Raw genomic sequence first — 17,173 nt, forward strand, 5'->3', positions numbered from 1 at the left:
CTCGCGGAACTCGCAGAACTCGCAGAACTCGCGGAGTTGGTCGTCACGGTCACCACACCTCTCCCTGCTTGCGCAGCGAGCGCCGGTAGACCAGCGCGAACATCGTGAGCAGCAGGAGGATCAGTACGCCCCAGGTCGCCGAGACCGCGAAGTCGCGCGGGCTCGTCACGAACGCCTCGCGGAAGGCCTGGGTCACCAGGATCTCCGTGGAGTCGCCGGGGCCTCCCCGGGTGAGCAGGAAAATCACCGGGAACATGTTGAAGGTCCAGATGGTGGAGAGCAGGATCACGGTCATGCTGACCGTGCGCAGTCCCGGCAGGGTGATGTGGCGGAACCGCTGCCAGGGGCTGGCCCCGTCCATCTCGGCCGCCTCGTAGAGCTCGCCGGAGATCGACTGCATGCCGCCGAGCAGGGCGACCATCATGAAGGGGACGCCGAGCCAGACGTTGACGGCGATGACCGCGATCTTGGCCCAGGTCGGGTCGTCGAGCCACGGGACGGCGGAGATGCCGCCGCCCTCGAGGATCTTGTTGAGGATGCCGTTGTCGCGGTTGAAGAGGAACCGCCAGGCGAAGACGGAGACGAATCCGGGGACGGCCCAGGGCAGGATGAGTGCCATCCGGTAGGCGGCGCGTCCCTTGAACTCGCGGTTGAGCACGGTGGCGAGGCCCAGGCCGAGCGCGAAGGTGACCGACACGCAGGCGACGGTCCACGTCACCGTCCACACCAGCCGCTGCAGGAACACCGGGTCGGCGAGGACGTCGGCGTAGTTGTCGAGTCCGATGAACTGGTACGTCGACTCGATGTGGTTGGCGCCGATGGTCCTGCCGACGTTGCGCTCGGTGGCGTCGGTCAGCGACAGGTAGACGCCGCGGACGAGCGGCCAGCCGATGATCACGCCGAGCACGAGCACCACGGGGGTGATCATGGCCCAGGCGTACCAGTGGGTGGCGAGGGCCCGCTTCAGCCCGGGGCGGTTCTTCCCGCCGGCGTTGCCGTCAGTCCTGCGGCTCCGGCCGCGGGCGGCGGGACCGGCGTCAGGACCGGTCTCGCTGCCCGCGGCCTTCGCCACCGACTGGCTGGTGTGAGCAGCCATGGTTTCGCTACTTCCAGTCCTTGAGGATCTTGCGGAATTCGGCGCCGGCCGCCTTGGCCGCGTCCTCCGGGCTCGACGCCCCGGTGACCGCCTTGGTGTATTCGACCTTGAGCGGCTCGAAGAGGGCGCCGTTCTCCGGGATCCAGGCGCGCTCGACGGCCTTGTCCACGGCCGGCTTGAAGAACGTGACCATCTCGTTGGACTTGACGTCGGGCTGCTCGTAGGCGGCGGTCCGGGTCGGGAGCAGGCTCAGCTCCTTGGCGGACTGGACCTGTACCTCCTGCGAGGTCATGTAGTCCACGAAGGCGTTCGCGGCGGCGATGTTCTTGGAGCCCGCGTACACGGCGAGGTCGTGGCCGCCCTGCGGGGCGCCCGCCTTGACGGAGCCGGCCGGGACCGCGGCGATGCCGAGGTTGGCCTTGTCCTTGAACTGGTCGCCCGCGTAGGTGTCGGCCACGGCCCAGGGGCCGTTGATCATCATCGCGGCCTCGCCCGTCTTGAAGGCGGTCTGCATGTTGGTCCAGCCGTCGGTGGCGTTGGTGATCGCCGCACCCGAGGTGACCAGGTCGCGGGCGGCCTTGAAGGCCTTGACGCCGGCCGCGTTGTCGACGGTGACCGTCTTGGTCTTCGCGTCGACGAGGTCGCCGCCCTCTCCGTAGATGAGGGGGAGGAACCAGTAGGAGTCGTCGCCGCGCAGGTAGAGGCCGGCCTTGCCGGTCTTGGCCTTGATGGCGGCCGCGGCGGTCTTCAGCTCCTCCAGGGTCTTGGGGGGCTGGACGCCGGCGTCGGCGAGCATCTTCTTGTTGTAGAAGAGGCCCATCGTGTCGATGACCTGCGGGACGCCGTAGGTCTTGCCCTCGTACTTGCCGCTGGCCGCGGCCTGGGGCAGGAACTCGGCGTCGATCTTCTTGGCCGTCTCGGCCGGGACCTCGGCGAGGTAGCCGAGGGAGGCGAAGTCGGCGACCCAGCCCACGTCGGCGCGGATCACGTCGGGGGCCTCGGAGCCGCTGCTGAAGGCGTTCTTGACCTTGTTCTGCGCGTCGCCGTAGGGGACGTTGACGTACTTGACGGTCACCTTGGGGTGCTTGGCCGTGAACGCCTCGGCGAGCTTCTGGAAGGACGCCTTCTCGGCGTCGTTCGAGGTGTCCCACCACGTGACCGTGCCGGAGAGCTCCCCGTCGGCCTTGGCGCCGCCGCTGCCGTCCTTGGTGTCACCGCCGCAAGCCGTCGCCGCGAGCGCCAGAGCCGCGACCAGCGCGGTGGCCGCTATGCCACGCCGCATATGAACTCCTTCGATGATCCCGGCCGCGCCTCGCGGTCCCGAGTTGCCGAGAACGTAACAAGCCTGAAAGCCGACCGAAAGAGCTTGCGGCAATTTTCTGCAAGAAGAGGTGATCGTTACATCCGTGTGTCCGTACGGTTGCCGCAGCTTGCTGTTAGTTCGAACCCTCTTCGACTGTCCGGGCCCGCAACCAGGGGGTGCGTACACGCGTTGACCCGATATGACCCACGAGTTGACCGCCTCCCGGCTTGCAAGCGCTTCCAGCAACGCCACCGCGAGCGGCGGCTGGTGGCGCGATGCCGTCATCTACCAGGTGTACGTACGCTCCTTCGCGGACAGCGACGGCGACGGGATCGGGGACCTGCGCGGGGTCCGCGAGCACCTGCCCCACCTGGCCCGGCTCGGGGTCGACGCGGTGTGGCTGACCCCCTTCTACGTCTCCCCGCAGGCGGACGGCGGCTACGACGTCGCCGACTACCGGGCCGTCGACCCGCTCTTCGGGGACCTCTCCGACGCCGACGACCTCATCCGCGCCGCGCACGCGCTGGGGCTGCGGGTCATCGTGGACGTGGTCCCGAACCACACCTCCGAGGAGCACGCCTGGTTCCGGGCGGCGCTGGCCGGGGAGCCGGGAGCCCGGGCGCGCTACCACTTCCACCCCGGCCGGGGCCCCTCCGGGGAGCTCCCGCCCAACGACTGGGAGTCGGTGTTCGGCGGCCCCGCCTGGAGCCGGACCCCGGACGGCGCCTGGTACCTGCACCTCTTCGCCCCCGAGCAGCCCGACCTGAACTGGGAGAACCCGGAGGTCGCCGAGGAGTTCTCCGCCGTCCTGCGCTTCTGGCTCGACCTCGGCGTCGACGGGTTCCGGGTGGACGTGGCCCACGGCATGGTCAAGGCCCCGGGCCTGCCGGACATCGGCCGCGGCGCGCAGGCCACCCTCATCGGCACCGAGCCGCTCCCCTTCTTCGACCAGGACGGCGTCCACGAGATCCACCGCTCCTGGCGGCGGCTGCTCGATTCCTACGAGGTCCCGCGCATCGGGGTCGCCGAGGCCTGGGCGCCCACCTCCGAGCGGCTCGCCCTGTACGTCCGCCCCGACGAACTGCACCAGGCCTTCAACTTCCGCTTCCTGAACTGCCCGTGGGACACCACCGCGCTGCGGACCGTCATCGACGAGTCCCTGGCCGCCACCGCCTCGGTGGGCGCGCCGACCACCTGGGTGCTGTCCAACCACGACGTCGTACGGCACCGCACCCGCTACGGCAGCCTGGCCCGGGCGCGGGCGGCCGCGCTGCTGATGCTGGCCCTGCCCGGGTCCGCGTACGTCTACCAGGGCGAGGAGCTCGGCCTCCCCGAGGTGACCGACCTCCCGGACTCCGTCCGCCAGGACCCGGCCTTCGCCCGGAGCGCCGGCCAGGACGGGCTGCGCGACGGCTGCCGGGTGCCGATCCCGTGGTCCGGCGAGGAGCCCCCGTACGACTTCGGACCGGCCGGGAGCTGGCTCCCGCAGCCGGCCGGCTGGGGCGGGCTCAGCGTCGCCGCGCAGACCGGCGACCCCCACTCCACCCTGGAGCTCTACCGCGCCGCCCTGGAACTGCGCCGCGCGATGCCGGGCCTCGGGGCGCCGGAGTCGGGGGTCGCGGGGGCCGGGATGCAGTGGCTGCCCGCGCCCGAGGGGGTGCTGCTGTTCACCCGCCCCGGCTTCGCGTGCACGCTCAACACCCGGCCGGTCCCGCTCGAACTTCCCTCGCCCGGACGCCCCGTCCTGTCCAGCGCCCCGGTGGAGACGGACGGCCGCACCGTCCGGCTTCCCCCGGATTCGTGCACGTGGTGGTCATGGTGAACGTCCGACCGGTACAGTCCAATCCCGTGACCGCACGGCTAGCCGACATCGCAGCCCAGGCGGGGGTCAGCGAAGCCACAGTCAGCCGCGTGCTCAACGGCAAGCCCGGTGTGGCCGCAGGCACCCGTGAATCCGTACTGGCCGCCCTCGACGTGCTCGGCTACGAACGCCCCGTACGACTGCGCCAGCGCAGCGCGGGACTCGTCGGCCTGATAACCCCCGAGCTCGACAACCCCATCTTCCCGGCGCTCGCCCAGGTCATCGGCCAGGCGCTGACCCGGCAGGGGTACACCCCGGTGCTGGCCACGCAGACGCCCGGCGGGTCCACCGAGGACGAGCTCGTGGAGATGCTCGTCGAGCGCGGGGTGTCCGGGATCATCTTCGTCTCCGGGCTGCACGCGGACACCACGGCCGACATGGGCCGCTACGACCAACTCCGCGGCCAGGGCGTCCCGTACGTCCTCATCAACGGCTTCTCCGACAAGGTGCAGGCCCCCTTCGTCTCCCCCGACGACCGGGCCGCGATGCAGCTCGCCGTGACCCACCTGACCGCGCTCGGGCACACCCGGATCGGGCTGGCCGTCGGGCCCAAGCGGTTCGTGCCGGTGCTCCGCAAGATCGAGGGCTTCCGCCTCGGCATGAAGGAGCGGCTCGGACTCGGCGAGGACGAGGTCGAGGAGCTGATCCAGCACTCCCTCTACACGCTGGAGGGCGGCCAGGCCGCCGCGGCCGCGCTGATCTCGCGCGGCTGCACGGCGGTGGTGTGCGCGAGCGACATGATGGCGCTCGGCGCGATCCGGGCGGCCCGGCAGCAGGGGCTGAAGGTCCCGCAGGACGTGTCGGTGGTCGGCTTCGACGACTCCCCGCTCATAGCGTTCACGGATCCGCCGCTGACCACCATCCGCCAGCCCGTGCAGGCCATGGGCCAGGCCGCGGTACGGACCCTGCTGGAGGAGATCGGGGGGACGCCGGCCCCGCACAGCGAGTTCGTGTTCCTCCCCGAGCTCGTGGTCCGCGGCTCGACCGCTTCGGGCCCGCAGCAGGGCCGCGGGGGCGCACGCGCCTGAGGCGCGGTAGGGGGTACCGCCGGCCCGGACCCTGCAAAGCTGCGGGTCCAGACTGCCGGGGCTGCCCCGGACCCGTCCCGCCCGGACCGGCGTAGGGGGCCGACCCCCTAGGGGCGCACGGCCTCCGCTCGTCCGGGAGGCGGAGAGGCTGCGGCCAAGACCGTCCCAGGGGATGATCGAAGGCGAGTCCGCGTCTGGCAGACTCTTTCCCTATGGGTGAAGCGAGCGTGAAGACACTGGATACCCGGACGGACGTCTCGTCACCCCCCGTGACCGAGAAGCAGGACCGTCCGGAGTCGTCCGAGCGTGCACTGCTCTCCAGGATGCGTGCCCCCCGGCGGCCCCGGATCTGGTTCGAGGTCCTGCTGATCGCGGTCAGCTACTGGACGTACTCGCTGATCCGCAACGCCGTGCCCGAGCAGAAGGCGGCCGCGCTCGCGAACGCCGACTGGATCTGGAAGGCGGAGCAGGCGCTCGGCATCGCCGTGGAGGAGAAGGTCAACCACGCCGTCAATTCGGTGACCTGGCTCGTGGTGAGCATGAACTATTACTACGCCACGCTGCACTTCGTCATGACCATCGGCGTGCTGGTCTGGATCTACCGTTTTCATCCCGGGCGTTACGCGGCCACGCGGCTCGTCCTCTTCGCCACCACGGGCGTGGCCCTGGTCGGCTACTACTTCTACCCGCTCGCGCCGCCCCGGCTGATGAACGGGCAGAACTTCATCGACACCGTGCTGGTCCACCACACCTGGGGCTCCATGGCCTCGGGCAACCTCAAGCACATGTCGAACCAGTACGCGGCCATGCCGTCCATGCACATAGGGTGGTCGCTCTGGTGCGGGCTGACGATCTTCGCGGTCGCCTCCGCCCCCTGGGCCCGGATCCTGGGCCTGCTCTACCCGACGGCGACACTGGTCGTGATCGTGGCCACCGCCAACCACTTCTGGCTCGACGCCGTCGGCGGCATGATCTGCCTGGCCTTCGGCTACGCCGTCTCCCGCGCCTGGTACGGATCCCTCCCGCACCGGCTGCCGCGCCGGCCCGAGGAAACCGGCCGCCACCCGGTGACGGCCGCCCTCCTGAACCATCCGGCACTGGCCCGCTTCCAGCGCTGAGCCCCGGCCCGTCCCACCCGCTCACCCCTCCCTGTGGGTGATCCGGCCTCCCGACATCGTGAGCCGGACCGGCGCCCCGGCCAGCTCGTCCGCCGCGGCGTCCACCGGGTCCAGGCCGAAGGCGGTCAGGTCCGCCCGGAAGCCGGCCGCGATCCGGCCGGACACCGCTTCCTCCCCCGCCGCCAGCGCGGCGTGCGAGGTCATGCCCTCCAGCGCCATCAGCCCGCTCAGGGCCGCCCCGGTCCAGGCCCCCGTACCGGCCGAGGCCGCGCCGCGCGGGTCGCGGGCGGTGGCCAGGACCTGGCGGGCGTCGTAGTGGGCGATGGGCCAGTCCGAGCCCAGGGCAAGCACGGCGCCGGCCTCGCGCAGGTCCCGGCAGCGCCAGGCGCGGCCGGCCCGCTCCTCCCCCAGCCGCTTGGACCATTCGTCGCTGTGGTCGGCCCTGGTGTACGCGGTGTGCGGCGGCTGCATCGAGGCGATCACCCCGAGCTCCGCGAACCGCTTCAGCTGGCCGTCCGGGACCGTCTCGATGTGCTCGATCCGGTGCCGCATCCGGGCCCGCGGGCCGAGTGACTCCACGGTGTCCAGGACGTGCCGGACGGCCGCGTCTCCGATGGCGTGGGTCGCGGTACGCACCCCGGCCGCGTCGAGGACCCCTACCGCCTCGGCGTAGGCCTGCGGGTCGGGCCAGAAGGCGTCGGTGCCCCGGCCGTGGCAGTCGGCGTGCTCCAGCCAGGCGGTGCCGCCCTCGACGGTGCCGTCCATGAAGAACTTCACCCCGCCGACCTTCCAGTGGCGGCCCATGAGCCGCTGGAGCTCGATCAGCTCGTCCAGGTCCTCGCCGGTGGCTCCCGGCATGCACCAGGGCGAGAGGTTCAGCCGCAGCGGCAGGTCGCCCTCGTACTCGGCGGTCGCGAGCAGCGCGGGTACGTCCCCGTCGCCGAGGTCCATGACGTGGGCGCCGGTCAGGCCGGTGGCGGCCATGTCGGAGAGCAGCCCGGTGAGGCGCTCCCGGCGCTCGGTGTACGTGGGCTTCGGCGCGAGCGAGCCGACCAGGGCCATCGCGGCGTGCTCGACGAGGTGGCCGGTGGGCCGCCCGTCGGGGTCGCAGACGATCTCGGAGCGCTGGGCGAAGGTGCGCGGGCCGGTGATCCCGGCGGCGGCCAGGGCCGCGCCGGAGGCGAGGGCGGAGTGGCCGTCGTAGAGGCGCAGGAAGGCGGGGGCTCCGGCGAGGGCCTCCTCGATCAGGGCCTTGTCGACGGGGCGGCCGCCGAAGGCGTTGTGGTCGAGGCCGAAGCCGGTGACCCAGCCGCCGGGGCCCTGGTCGGCGGTGCGCAGGGCGGCGCGCAGCTGGTCGAGGTCACGGACGGCGGAGAGGTCGGTGCCGGTCGCCATCTCGATGCCCCAGACGGGGTGGCTGTGGGCGTCGGTGAGGCCGGGGGTGAGGGTGGCGCCGCCGAGGTCGACGGTCTCGGTACCGGGGCCGCGCCATTCGCGGACGTCGGCCTCGTCCCCGACGGCGACGATCTCGCCGCCGAGCACGGCTACCGCGCGGGCCTCGGGGCGGGCGGGGTCGAGGGTGCGGACGCGGGCTCCGGTGAGGACGGTGTCGGCAGCGGGCACGGCTCTGCTCCTTGGGGGGCTTCGGGCTGGTCGGGCTCTGCGGGTACTGCGGGTACTGCGGGTACTGCGGGCTCTACGGGTGCTACGGGTGCTACGGGCCATGCGGGCCATGCGGGCCATGCGGGCCATGCGGGCCATGCGGGCCATGCGGGCCATGCGGGCCATGCGGGCCATGCGGGCTATGCGGGCTATGCGGGCTATGCGGACGCTACGGGCGCCTGGGACTCCCCGTGCGCTGCGGGTACTGCGGATGCCTCTGGTGTCGCTGCCCAGGCCGGGTCCTCCGCGAACCGCGCGTAAACCTCGGGTCGGCGGGTCTTCAGGCGCTGGGCGAGGGCGAGCCCGGCGAGGAAGACGGCGGGGACGAGGGCCACGAGGAGGGTGTTGACGGTGGGGGAGGCCATGGTGAAGAGGGCCACCTTGGAGACGACCAGGCAGATCGCGACGGCCAGCAGCACGGCGGCGGCGACGGGCGCGATCAGGGTCCGCCAGAGCCCCTCCTCGTGCCGGATGCGGCGGAAGTAGACGGGTACGGCGATGGCGGCGAGCAGCATCAGGGCCATGAGGCCGATCATGCCGGGGGTGTTCACCCAGAGCAGCAACTGCTGGTACGGGTCGGCTCCGGCGAGGGCGAAGCCGAGGACGATGACGGCGCCGAGGGCGGTCTGCGCCGCGCCCGCGACGTACGGGGAGCCGTGGCGCGGGTGGATCCGGCCGAGGGCGGCGGGCAGGACGCCTTCCTCGGCGAGGGCGAGCGCGTACCGGTTGATGGCGTTGTGGAAGGCGAGGAGGGAGGCGATGACGCTGGTGACGATGAAGACGTGCATCAGGTCGGCCGCCCAGGGGCCCACGTAGGTGGTGATGGCGGTGAAGAAGAGGCCGGCGGGGTCCTCGGCGGCCGCGGCGAGGACTTCCTCGGACCCGAAGGCCTGGATGACGGTCCAGACGATGAAGGCGTAGAAGAGGCCGAGGAAGGCGACGGCGATGTAGGTGGCGCGCGGGATGGTCCGGTCGGGGTCGCGGGCCTCGCGGCGGTAGATGACGGTGGACTCGAAGCCGGTGAACGCGGCGAAGGCGAAGGCCAGGACGGCGGCGGTGCCGGGGACGAGCACCGCGCCGGGGGCGAAGGAGCCGAGGGAGAGGCCGTGGGCGCCGCCCTCCAGCAGCACGCCGCCCGCGAGCAGGACGAGTATCCCGGTCTCGGCGACGAGCAGGACGCCGAGCAGTTTGGCGCCGAATTCGATGGAGCGGAAGCCGCCGTACCAGACGAGGAGGAGGCCGGCGAGGGAGACGGGCAGCCAGGGGATGTCGAGGCCGGCGAGGGCCCGCCCGGTGTCGGCGGTGGTGGTGCCGAGGAGTCCGTAGACGCCGATCTCCATGCCGTTGTAGCCGATGAGGGCGAGCAGGGCGGCGCCGATGCCGACGCGCTTGCCGAGGCCGCGGGCGATGTAGGCGTAGAAGGCGCCGCCGCTGCGGACGTGGCGGCTCATGGTGGTGAAGCCGACGGCGAAGACCGCGAGGGTGAGGCCGGCGAGGAGGTAGCCGGCGGGGGCGCCGACGCCGCCGAGGAGGATCGCCACGGGGGCGACGCCTGCCATGACGGTGAGCGGGGCGGCGGCGGAGACGACGAAGAAGGAGATGTCGGCGGTACCGAGCGCGCCGCGGCGCAGCTCGGTACCGGTGGTTCTCGGCGGCTTCGACGGCTTCGGCGGCTTCGGCGTTTCGGGCATGCGGGAGCACCCTTCTGCGAACGGCAAGCGGCGGGGAGCCAAAAACCTAAAGGCTTTCGGTTTGCGGCAATGTAGCCTCCGGTTTTGGCGTACGGGAAGACCTGACGGCGGGAGAAATACGATGGCGCGGCCACGCACCCCACTGCTCGACCGGGAGCGGATCGGCGCTACGGCCCTGCAACTGCTCGCGGAGCAGGGCGAGTTCAGTGTCCCGCAGGTCGCCCGTGCGCTCGGGGTGCAGACCGGGTCGCTGTATCACCACGTGGACGGCCGGGCCGGGGTGATCGAGCTGATCCGCGAGCGGGTGTGCGCCGGGATCGACGGCGGGACGCTGGACTCGCCGGAGCCCTGGGACCGGGCGCTGGAGGCCTGGGCCCGGTCGTACCGGGCGGCCTTCGCCGCCTATCCGCGGGCCATCCCGCTGCTGATGACCACCCCGGTACGGGCGCCCGCGGTGCTCGCGCAGTACGAACGGGCGGTGGCCCTGCTGCTGCGGGCCGGCTTCGCCGCGGAGCAGGTGATGTCACTGCTCACGGGCCTGGAGAACCTGGTCCTCGGCTCGGCCCTGGACCTCGCAGCCCCGGACGCCATGTGGGAGCCGACCCCCCGCACCCCCCTGCTCGCCCGGGCCCTGGCCGCCCAGGGCCCGGGCCGCGCGGAGGCCGCCTTCGAGGTGGGCCTGACGGCGTTCCTGGCGTACGCGCGGGGGCTGCGGGGCGGGGTGGAGGGGGAGGTGGCAGGGGGGGTCGGGGCTCGCGTAGCCCGCTAGGCAGCGGGGTGCCGCCCTTGGTCGCGTAGACGGAGTCTGCGACTTCGCGGTCGTCCGCCGGTCGGCAGCAGGCCGAGCGGCGCGAGCCGAGCGGCGCGAGCCGAGCGGCGCGAGCCGAGCGGCGCGAGCCGAGCGGCGCGACAATGGTGGCGACGGGATGGGAACGCGTCTGCCGTCGTGGAGAGGCGGGACGTCGTGGTGGCGTACATAGCCGTGACCGCCCTGAGTCATGTCGGGCTGGTCCGCGAGCACAACGAGGACAGCCTCGTCGTCGGGCCGTGGACGCTGTGCGGGACCACTACCCGGAGCCCGCAGACGCTGCTGTTCCCCCTCGGCAGACCGCTCGTCGTCGCGGTCGCCGACGGGCTCGGCGGGCAGCCTGCCGGGGAGGTCGCCAGCGAGCTGGTCGTGCGGGAACTCGCCCTGCTCGGCCCGACGCTGGACGGCGCCGAGGCGGTCGCAGACGCGCTGAACCTCTGCAATCGCGCGGTGCACTCCGCCACCGCGGGCCGTCCGGAGCTGACCGCCATGGGGACCACGATCGCCGGCACCCTGGTCATGGAGGAGTCGCTGCTGTCGTTCAACGTGGGCGACAGCAAGGTGTACCGGGTGGACGCGGACGGGCTTCGCCAGGTCAGCGTGGACGACAGCCCGCCGCCGGAGCCGGGGCAGCGCACCACGTCGGCCGTGACGCAGACCCTCGGCGGAACCCGCGCGGAGCACGTCCTCACCCCCCACGTGGCGACGTTCCCGCTGTCCACGGGCGACCGCTACCTGGTGTGCAGCGACGGGCTGACCGACCCGGTGCCCGACGAGGCCATCGACGAGGTGCTGCGGGTGCACGACGACGGCAAGGCCGCCTTCGAACTCTGGAGGGCCGCCATCGAGGCCGGGGGCCCCGACAACATCACGCTCGCGCTGGTACGCATCGGCGCATGACAGGCCCTAGGGCCGCTAATTCAGGGCCGCCGCCGCCTGGCGCTTCGCCTCGTCGTACGCCTCGCGCGCCCGCTGTACGTCGGCCATGCGGACGCCGGTCCAGTGGGCGAGGGCGCGGACCCGCTCGGCGGCCTCGCGGCCCAGCGGGGTGAGCGAGTAGTCGACGCGGGGCGGGATGACGGGCTTGGCGTCGCGGTGCACGAAGCCGTCGCGCTCCAGCGTCTGAAGGGTCTGGGTCAGCATCTTCTCGCTGACCTTGGCGACGGCGGCGATCTCCCGGCGCAGTTCGCTGAACCGGTACGAGCGGTCGAGCAGGGCGTCCAGTACGAGGACGCCCCAGCGGCTGGTGACGTGCTCCAGGACGAGCCGGTGGGGGCACATGGCCTCGGCCGGGGTCCACTGCTCGCGCATCTCACTTACTCCCATGCCAGTACCTTACTTCAAGGTGGGTACTGCCTTTTCGTTAGCGCCCACCGTACGGTGAGTGCACAGCCCGGAAACGGGGAGCAAGGCCCAGACCAGGAGTGAACCCGCCATGAGCATCGTCGTCACCGGAGCCACCGGAGCCCTCGGCCGTCTCGTCGTCGACGAGCTGCTCGCCCGGGGGATCCCCGCCGGGGAGATCGCCGCCGTCGTCCGCGACAAGGAGAAGGCCGCCCCGCTCGCCGCTCTGGGCGTCGAACTGCGCATCGCCGACTACAACGCGCCCGAAACCCTCGCCGGGGCCTTCCGGTCCGGCGACCGCGTCCTGATGATCTCCGGCAGCGAGGTCGGGCAGCGGGTGGCCCAGCACTCCGCCGCGATCGACGCGGCGAAGGCGGCCGGAGTGGCGCAGTTCGCGTACACCGGCATCCTGGGCGGACCGGAAGCGGACTTCGACCTCGCCGCCGAGCACCGGGCGACCGAGGAGCTGATCCTCGCCTCGGGCCTGCCGTACACCCTCCTGCGCAACGGCTGGTACACCGAGAACCACACCGCCAACCTGGCCCCGGTGCTCGCGCACGGGGCGGTCCTCTCCAACGCGGGCGAGGGCCGGGTCGCCTCGGCGGCGCGGGCCGACTACGCGGCGGCGGCCGCGGCCGCGGTGACCGGGGAGGGCCACCTCGGCCGGGCGTACGAGCTGAGCGGCGACGTGGCGTGGTCCTTCGCGGAGTACGCGGCGGCGGTGGCGGAGGCCGCGGGGCGGGAGATCGCGTACAACGCCGTGACCCCCGAGGCCCACCACGCGGTCCTCACCGGCGCAGGAGTGCCGGCGCAGTTCGCCGAGATCCTGGTCGACGTGGACCTCGCCATCGAGCGCGGCCGCCTGGCCGGCACCTCCGGCGACCTCGCCCGGCTGATCGGCCGCCCCACGACGCCGATGGCGCGGACGGTCGCGGAGGCCGTGGCCTCGGCCGGCAGCGCGGGCTGAAATCCGCGAGACGGAACGACTCGGCTCGCAGTAGCCTGGCTCCATGGGTTCGTACTCGTACTACTTCTTCCGCTGAGCAGCGGCGCGGACGCGGCGTGAGGGCCTTGCCCCTCCGCCGCGTGTCCGCGCTGCCCGCACCCAGAAGGAGAACGTGGAAGAAGACCGAGTACCCCGAGGGGATCCCCCATGCGCTCGCGCGCCCAGCAGCACCAGAAATCCCAGCAGTCCCAGCAGTCCCAGCTCGCGCTGTCCGACGTCACCAAGGCCTACGGCGACCGGGTCGTGCTCGACCAGGTCTCGCTGACCGTACGGCCCGGTGAGAAGGCCGCCGTCATCGGCGAGAACGGCTCCGGCAAGTCCACCCTGCTCCGGCTGCTCGCCGGGGCCGAGAAGCCGGACGGCGGCGAGGTCACCGCCGTCTTCCCCGGCGGCACCGGACACCTCGCCCAGACCCTCGACCTCGCGCCCGGACGGACCGTCCAGGACGCCGTCGACCTCGCCCTCGCCGACCTGCGGGAGCTGGCGGCCCGGATCCGCGACGCCGAGTCCGCCCTCGGCTCCGGCGGCGAACCGGATCCCGCGGCCCTCGACGCGTACGGCGAACTCCTGACCGCCTACGAGGAGCGCGGAGGCTACGAGGCCGACGCCCGCACCGACGCCGCGCTGCACGGGCTCGGCCTCGCCCACCTCACCCGGGACCGCACCATCGGCTCGCTCTCCGGCGGCGAGGCCTGCCGGCTCGCGCTGGCCTGCGTCCTGGCCGCCGCGCCCGAACTCCTGCTCCTGGACGAGCCCACCAACCACCTGGACCGCCGGGCCGTCGACTGGCTCGCGGAGCGGCTGCGCGCCCACCGGGGCACGCTCGTCGTCGTCACGCACGACCGGGACTTCCTGGAACGGATCACCAGCACGGTCCTGGAGGTCGACCGGGACCTGCGCACGGTCGTGCGGTACGGGGACGGCTGGGCGGGGTACCTCGCGGCGAAGGCCGCCGCACGCGGCCGCTGGGCGCAGCGGTACGCGGAGTGGCGGGAGGACCTGGCACGCACCGAGGCCCTGGTCGCGGCGGCGGGCCAGCGGCTCGACCGCACCGGCAAGGACCCCGGGCAGGGCTTCGGCAAGCACCGCCGCTCCTCCGAGGCCAAGCTGTCCGGGCAGGTCAGGGCGGCCCGCCGGCACCTCGAACGGCTGCGCGCCGAGCCGGTGGCGCCGCCGCCGGTGCCGCTGCGCTTCGGCGCCGGGATCGCCGCTCCCGAGCGGGACCGCGCCACCCCCGAGGGGCCGCTCCTCGAACTCTCCGGGATCCGGGTCGGCGACCGGCTCCGGCTCCCCGCCCTGAGCGTGCGGCCGGGGCAGCGGCTGCTGGTGTCGGGGCCGAACGGGGCCGGGAAGACCACCCTGCTACGGGTCCTCGCCGGCGATCTGGCCCCGGACACGGGCACGGTCCGCCGCGCGGAGCACGTACGACTCGGGTACCTGGCACAGGAGTTGCCCCACTCCCCCGTCCGGCTCCCGCTGCTCTCAGCGTTCGCGGCGGGACTGCCCGGGCTGCCCGCGGAGCACGCGGAGGAGCTGCTGGCGCTCGGGCTGTTCCGCGAGGAGGACCTGCCGGTACCGGTCGCGGCCCTGTCCGCCGGGCAGCGGCGGCGCCTCGAACTGGCCCGCCTGGTGACCCGGCCCGCCGACGTCCTCGTCCTGGACGAGCCGACCAACCACGTGTCCCTCGCGCTGGTCGAGGAGGTCGAGCAGGCACTCGCCGGCTACCCGGGAGCGGTGGTCGCGGTCTCCCACGACCCCCGCTTCCGCGCCGCGTTCGCCGGCGACCGGCTGGAGCTGCGGGACGGGGCGCCTCAGCGATGAGCCGGAGGGCGGCGTCGCGCAACGTGGCTCGATGAGGACTACCGGGCGGGCACTCGCACTGATGCCCCCTTGACGGTCCGTCAGTACGCCGACAGCATCTGCTCTCGCAGTACGACCCGGACATTCCACTGAACTCGACGAAGAGGCCATCATGGGCTTAGAGAACGGTCATTCGGGAGCATCCAGCCGGCGCACGTTACTCGGCCGCGCCGCCGGAGCGGGGGCGGGCATCATCGCCGTCGCGGCCGCCGGAGCCGTGGGGGGAATCTCGTCCGCCACGGCCGCCCCCACGGGCGCGCAGGGCAATCAGAGCGACTGGCGCTTCTGCCAGAAGTGCTACTCGATGTTCTTCTGGGGGTACCCGACCGACGGGGTCTGCCCGTCCGGGGGTGCGCACAGCGCCCAGGGCTTCAACTTCGTCCTCCCCCACACGTAGGCCGCGGGCCTCCGGGGCAGTCGGTCATCACACGAGGTTGAAGCCGCGGGACTTGTCGTAGACGTCCACCTCGATGACGACCACGAAGAAGCGCGTCACCACGTAGTTGACCATGACGCCGCCCTCCCACGCCTCGCGCGTCACCTCGTCGTCCTTGAAGGGCTGGAAGCTGCCGGCGCCTTCGGGATCGGCCGCGATCCTGGCGACGAGACGCAGGAAGTCCGTCCGGTCGTCCGACGGCATGTAGTCGCGGAACCGGGCCACCTGTTCGGTGAATTGCACGCGCTTCTTCGTCGAGTTCGTCGAGTTCATCGGGACGGGATCCTAAGGACGCCGCGATGGTTCCCGCCGGGAATTTCGGCAGGGACCGTCGCGGGCGCGGTGGATCGATCAGAAGTGCGGGTCGAGCAGCGAGCCGAAGGTGTACGTGTCCGCCGGCCAGTGGTACTCGATCGGGTCGTTGAGGTAAGCGGTCGCCGAACCGGACTTGGACAGGCTGGACGTCTGCTTGTAGTGGCGGTAATAGGGGACGATGCAGTCCTTCCACGTGTAGGTGCCCGCGGCCAGGTAGATGTCGCGGCTCGGCACACGGTTGCCTTGGAAGATCTGGGTCCACGTGTAGGTACCGCTGGCCAGATACAGGCTCCTGGTGGTGCACGCGTCTGCGTTCCCCGCGTTCGGGTTGCCGTCCAGCCACACGCTCCGCGTGTTGTACGCCGTGTCCGCCGCGCTCGCGGGCGCCCCTGCCAGTGCGACGACCGCCGTCGCCACGGCCGCCACGGCCGCGGCCTTGCCGAACATTCCAGACATGTGGTGTCTCCCCTTGGTGAAGTGATACCCATCGGCACGCACACCACGAGTAGCCGTCGGTCGCCCTGCTCGGGGCGGGCGACCGGCCTCCCCCACTCATGCCGTGGCGCTGTCTCCAGCGGAGAATTTAGGCTCGGGCAGCGCGCGGTGGTGTGCTTGGCGTGCCAGGTTCCCGTGCTCTGCATGCCGTGGGGCGGCCTGCCGTGGGGCGGCCTCAGAGAGCGCACGGTGTTCGGTGGGGCTGACCCCGTAGGCTTCGCGAAAGGCCCGGCTGAACCCGGTGGCGCTGGAGAAACCCCAGCGAGCCGCGATCGCCTGAACGGGCTGACCGCTCGTTCTCCCGCGGGCGAGGTCGGTGTGGGCGCGCTCCAGGCGGCTTCGACGGATGTGTGCCGCGAGGGTCAGGGGCTGGTCGCCGAACAGGCGGTGGAGACCCCGCAGGGACATGTTGTGCCGATCGGCGATCACCTCAGGGGTCAGGCCCGGGTCGCCGAGATTGCTCTCGATGAACCGGTAGATCCGCTGCAGCGTCTCCTGCGCACGGGCCTCGGCGGGTGCCTCACCGGGGTCACCGAGCTGCCGCGCGAGAAACGCGGTGGCCAAAGTCGAGGGTGACGGCCCCCATCCCGTGCAGCTCATCCGTGCTGCATTGCCGGCCCCGTGTGAGCAGCATCCTCAGGAAGTCGGCGAAGACCGCCCCCGACCCCCGGTCCGCGGCCAGACTCTGTGCGAGGAGGCCGTCCACCCGGTCCGAGCTCAGCGCCAGGGCCTGACGGGGAATCTGCACGACGACCGCCTCGCCCTGGCCGCCCATGCTCTCCCCCTCGCTCGGTCGTGAGGTGTCGGTGAGCACGAGTCCCCCCGCGACCACTGCTTCGTTGCCCCGCTGGGAGATCCTGAAAGCGCCTTGCGTGATGAGCGCCAGCTGCACGTGCTCGGGATCGCCACGACGGACGTGGGTCGGGGTGCGGCGCGAGAGCACCGGCGAGCAGGCCAAGCCGGTCAGCCGCACCACGCCGAGATCCAGGTCCGTGATGCTCGCCCGGAAGCCGGCCGCATGGGGGGTGCTGATCGTGACGGGCATCAGCTCACTGGACACCGTCTCGCAGAACCAGTCGAACCCGTCCCCGCCCGCCCCGACGGCATCCGACACAGCCGGTAACCCCATGTGGTCCCCCCACCTCGATGT

The 17,173-nt window shown here is 72.1% G+C and carries 17 protein-coding genes; 8 read left to right on the top strand and 9 right to left on the bottom strand.

Features of this window, described 5'->3' with window-relative positions; genetic code table 11:
• Positions 1-49 precede the first annotated feature (49 nt).
• A complete protein-coding gene (locus AC061S_RS31415; protein ID WP_478689266.1) occupies positions 50-1,096 on the bottom strand; it encodes a carbohydrate ABC transporter permease in 1,047 nt (348 codons plus the stop codon).
• Between the two features lie 7 nt (positions 1,097-1,103).
• Positions 1,104-2,378 (bottom strand): extracellular solute-binding protein, encoded by a 1,275-nt coding sequence (locus tag AC061S_RS31420; protein ID WP_478689267.1) that lies wholly within the window; start codon positions 2,376-2,378, stop codon positions 1,104-1,106.
• Between the two features lie 220 nt (positions 2,379-2,598).
• Here AC061S_RS31420 and AC061S_RS31425 point away from each other — a divergent pair, with 220 nt between their 5' ends.
• The 3 genes from AC061S_RS31425 to AC061S_RS31435 all read left to right on the top strand — a co-directional run bounded on the left by AC061S_RS31425 (position 2,599) and on the right by AC061S_RS31435 (position 6,406).
• Positions 2,599-4,221, top strand: coding sequence for a glycoside hydrolase family 13 protein (locus tag AC061S_RS31425; RefSeq protein ID WP_478689268.1), 1,623 nt, complete (start codon positions 2,599-2,601; stop codon positions 4,219-4,221).
• Positions 4,222-4,247: 26 nt separating this feature from the next.
• Positions 4,248-5,288 (top strand): LacI family DNA-binding transcriptional regulator, encoded by a 1,041-nt coding sequence (locus tag AC061S_RS31430; protein ID WP_478689269.1) that lies wholly within the window; start codon positions 4,248-4,250, stop codon positions 5,286-5,288.
• Positions 5,289-5,500: 212 nt separating this feature from the next.
• Positions 5,501-6,406, top strand: a complete 906-nt coding sequence (locus AC061S_RS31435; RefSeq protein WP_478689270.1) for a phosphatase PAP2 family protein — start codon at positions 5,501-5,503, stop codon at positions 6,404-6,406.
• 21 nt (positions 6,407-6,427) lie between these two features.
• Here AC061S_RS31435 and AC061S_RS31440 read toward each other — a convergent pair whose 3' ends face one another.
• Positions 6,428-8,029 carry an amidohydrolase gene (locus tag AC061S_RS31440; RefSeq protein WP_478689271.1) on the bottom strand — a complete coding sequence of 534 codons (1,602 nt, stop codon included), beginning with the start codon at positions 8,027-8,029 and terminating at the stop codon, positions 6,428-6,430.
• 197 nt (positions 8,030-8,226) lie between these two features.
• The gene (locus AC061S_RS31445; protein ID WP_478689272.1) at positions 8,227-9,759 is read right to left on the bottom strand and encodes an APC family permease; all 1,533 of its coding nucleotides are present in this window, start codon (positions 9,757-9,759) and stop codon (positions 8,227-8,229) included.
• Positions 9,760-9,880: 121 nt separating this feature from the next.
• On the opposite strand from AC061S_RS31445, the gene AC061S_RS31450 reads away from it, so the two are divergent.
• Together AC061S_RS31450 and AC061S_RS31455 are read left to right on the top strand one after the other, a co-directional pair.
• Complete coding sequence (locus tag AC061S_RS31450; protein WP_478689273.1) at positions 9,881-10,528, top strand: TetR/AcrR family transcriptional regulator; 648 nt, start codon at positions 9,881-9,883, stop codon at positions 10,526-10,528.
• Between the two features lie 198 nt (positions 10,529-10,726).
• Complete coding sequence (locus tag AC061S_RS31455; protein ID WP_478689300.1) at positions 10,727-11,467, top strand: PP2C family protein-serine/threonine phosphatase; 741 nt, start codon at positions 10,727-10,729, stop codon at positions 11,465-11,467.
• A 15-nt stretch (positions 11,468-11,482) separates the two neighbouring features.
• Here AC061S_RS31455 and AC061S_RS31460 read toward each other — a convergent pair whose 3' ends face one another.
• Positions 11,483-11,893, bottom strand: coding sequence for a winged helix-turn-helix transcriptional regulator (locus tag AC061S_RS31460; protein WP_478689274.1), 411 nt, complete (start codon positions 11,891-11,893; stop codon positions 11,483-11,485).
• Positions 11,894-12,002: 109 nt separating this feature from the next.
• Here AC061S_RS31460 and AC061S_RS31465 point away from each other — a divergent pair, with 109 nt between their 5' ends.
• The 3 genes from AC061S_RS31465 to AC061S_RS31475 all read left to right on the top strand — a co-directional run bounded on the left by AC061S_RS31465 (position 12,003) and on the right by AC061S_RS31475 (position 15,174).
• The gene (locus tag AC061S_RS31465; protein WP_478689275.1) at positions 12,003-12,878 is read left to right on the top strand and encodes an NAD(P)H-binding protein; all 876 of its coding nucleotides are present in this window, start codon (positions 12,003-12,005) and stop codon (positions 12,876-12,878) included.
• Positions 12,879-13,064: 186 nt separating this feature from the next.
• Entirely contained in the window at positions 13,065-14,738 is a 1,674-nt protein-coding gene (gene abc-f / locus AC061S_RS31470) for a ribosomal protection-like ABC-F family protein (RefSeq protein ID WP_478689276.1), read from the top strand.
• 151 nt (positions 14,739-14,889) lie between these two features.
• Positions 14,890-15,174, top strand: a complete 285-nt coding sequence (locus tag AC061S_RS31475) for a hypothetical protein (RefSeq protein WP_478689277.1) — start codon at positions 14,890-14,892, stop codon at positions 15,172-15,174.
• Between the two features lie 27 nt (positions 15,175-15,201).
• On the opposite strand, the gene AC061S_RS31480 is transcribed toward AC061S_RS31475, so the two are convergent.
• From AC061S_RS31480 to AC061S_RS31495, 4 genes are all read right to left on the bottom strand, one after another.
• The gene (locus tag AC061S_RS31480) at positions 15,202-15,486 is read right to left on the bottom strand and encodes a hypothetical protein (protein WP_478689278.1); all 285 of its coding nucleotides are present in this window, start codon (positions 15,484-15,486) and stop codon (positions 15,202-15,204) included.
• Between the two features lie 78 nt (positions 15,487-15,564).
• Positions 15,565-15,984: a hypothetical protein gene (locus AC061S_RS31485; RefSeq protein WP_478689279.1), complete on the bottom strand. Its 420-nt coding sequence runs from the start codon at positions 15,982-15,984 to the stop codon at positions 15,565-15,567.
• Positions 15,985-16,080: 96 nt separating this feature from the next.
• Entirely contained in the window at positions 16,081-16,587 is a 507-nt protein-coding gene (locus AC061S_RS31490; RefSeq protein WP_478689280.1) for a helix-turn-helix domain-containing protein, read from the bottom strand.
• The gene (locus AC061S_RS31495) at positions 16,553-17,137 is read right to left on the bottom strand and encodes a cupin domain-containing protein (RefSeq protein WP_478689281.1); all 585 of its coding nucleotides are present in this window, start codon (positions 17,135-17,137) and stop codon (positions 16,553-16,555) included. The genes AC061S_RS31490 and AC061S_RS31495 overlap by 35 nt, the downstream gene beginning before the upstream one ends.
• Between the last annotated feature and the right edge of the window lie 36 nt (positions 17,138-17,173).

It is taken from the genome of Streptomyces sp. CA189, assembly GCF_056428985.1.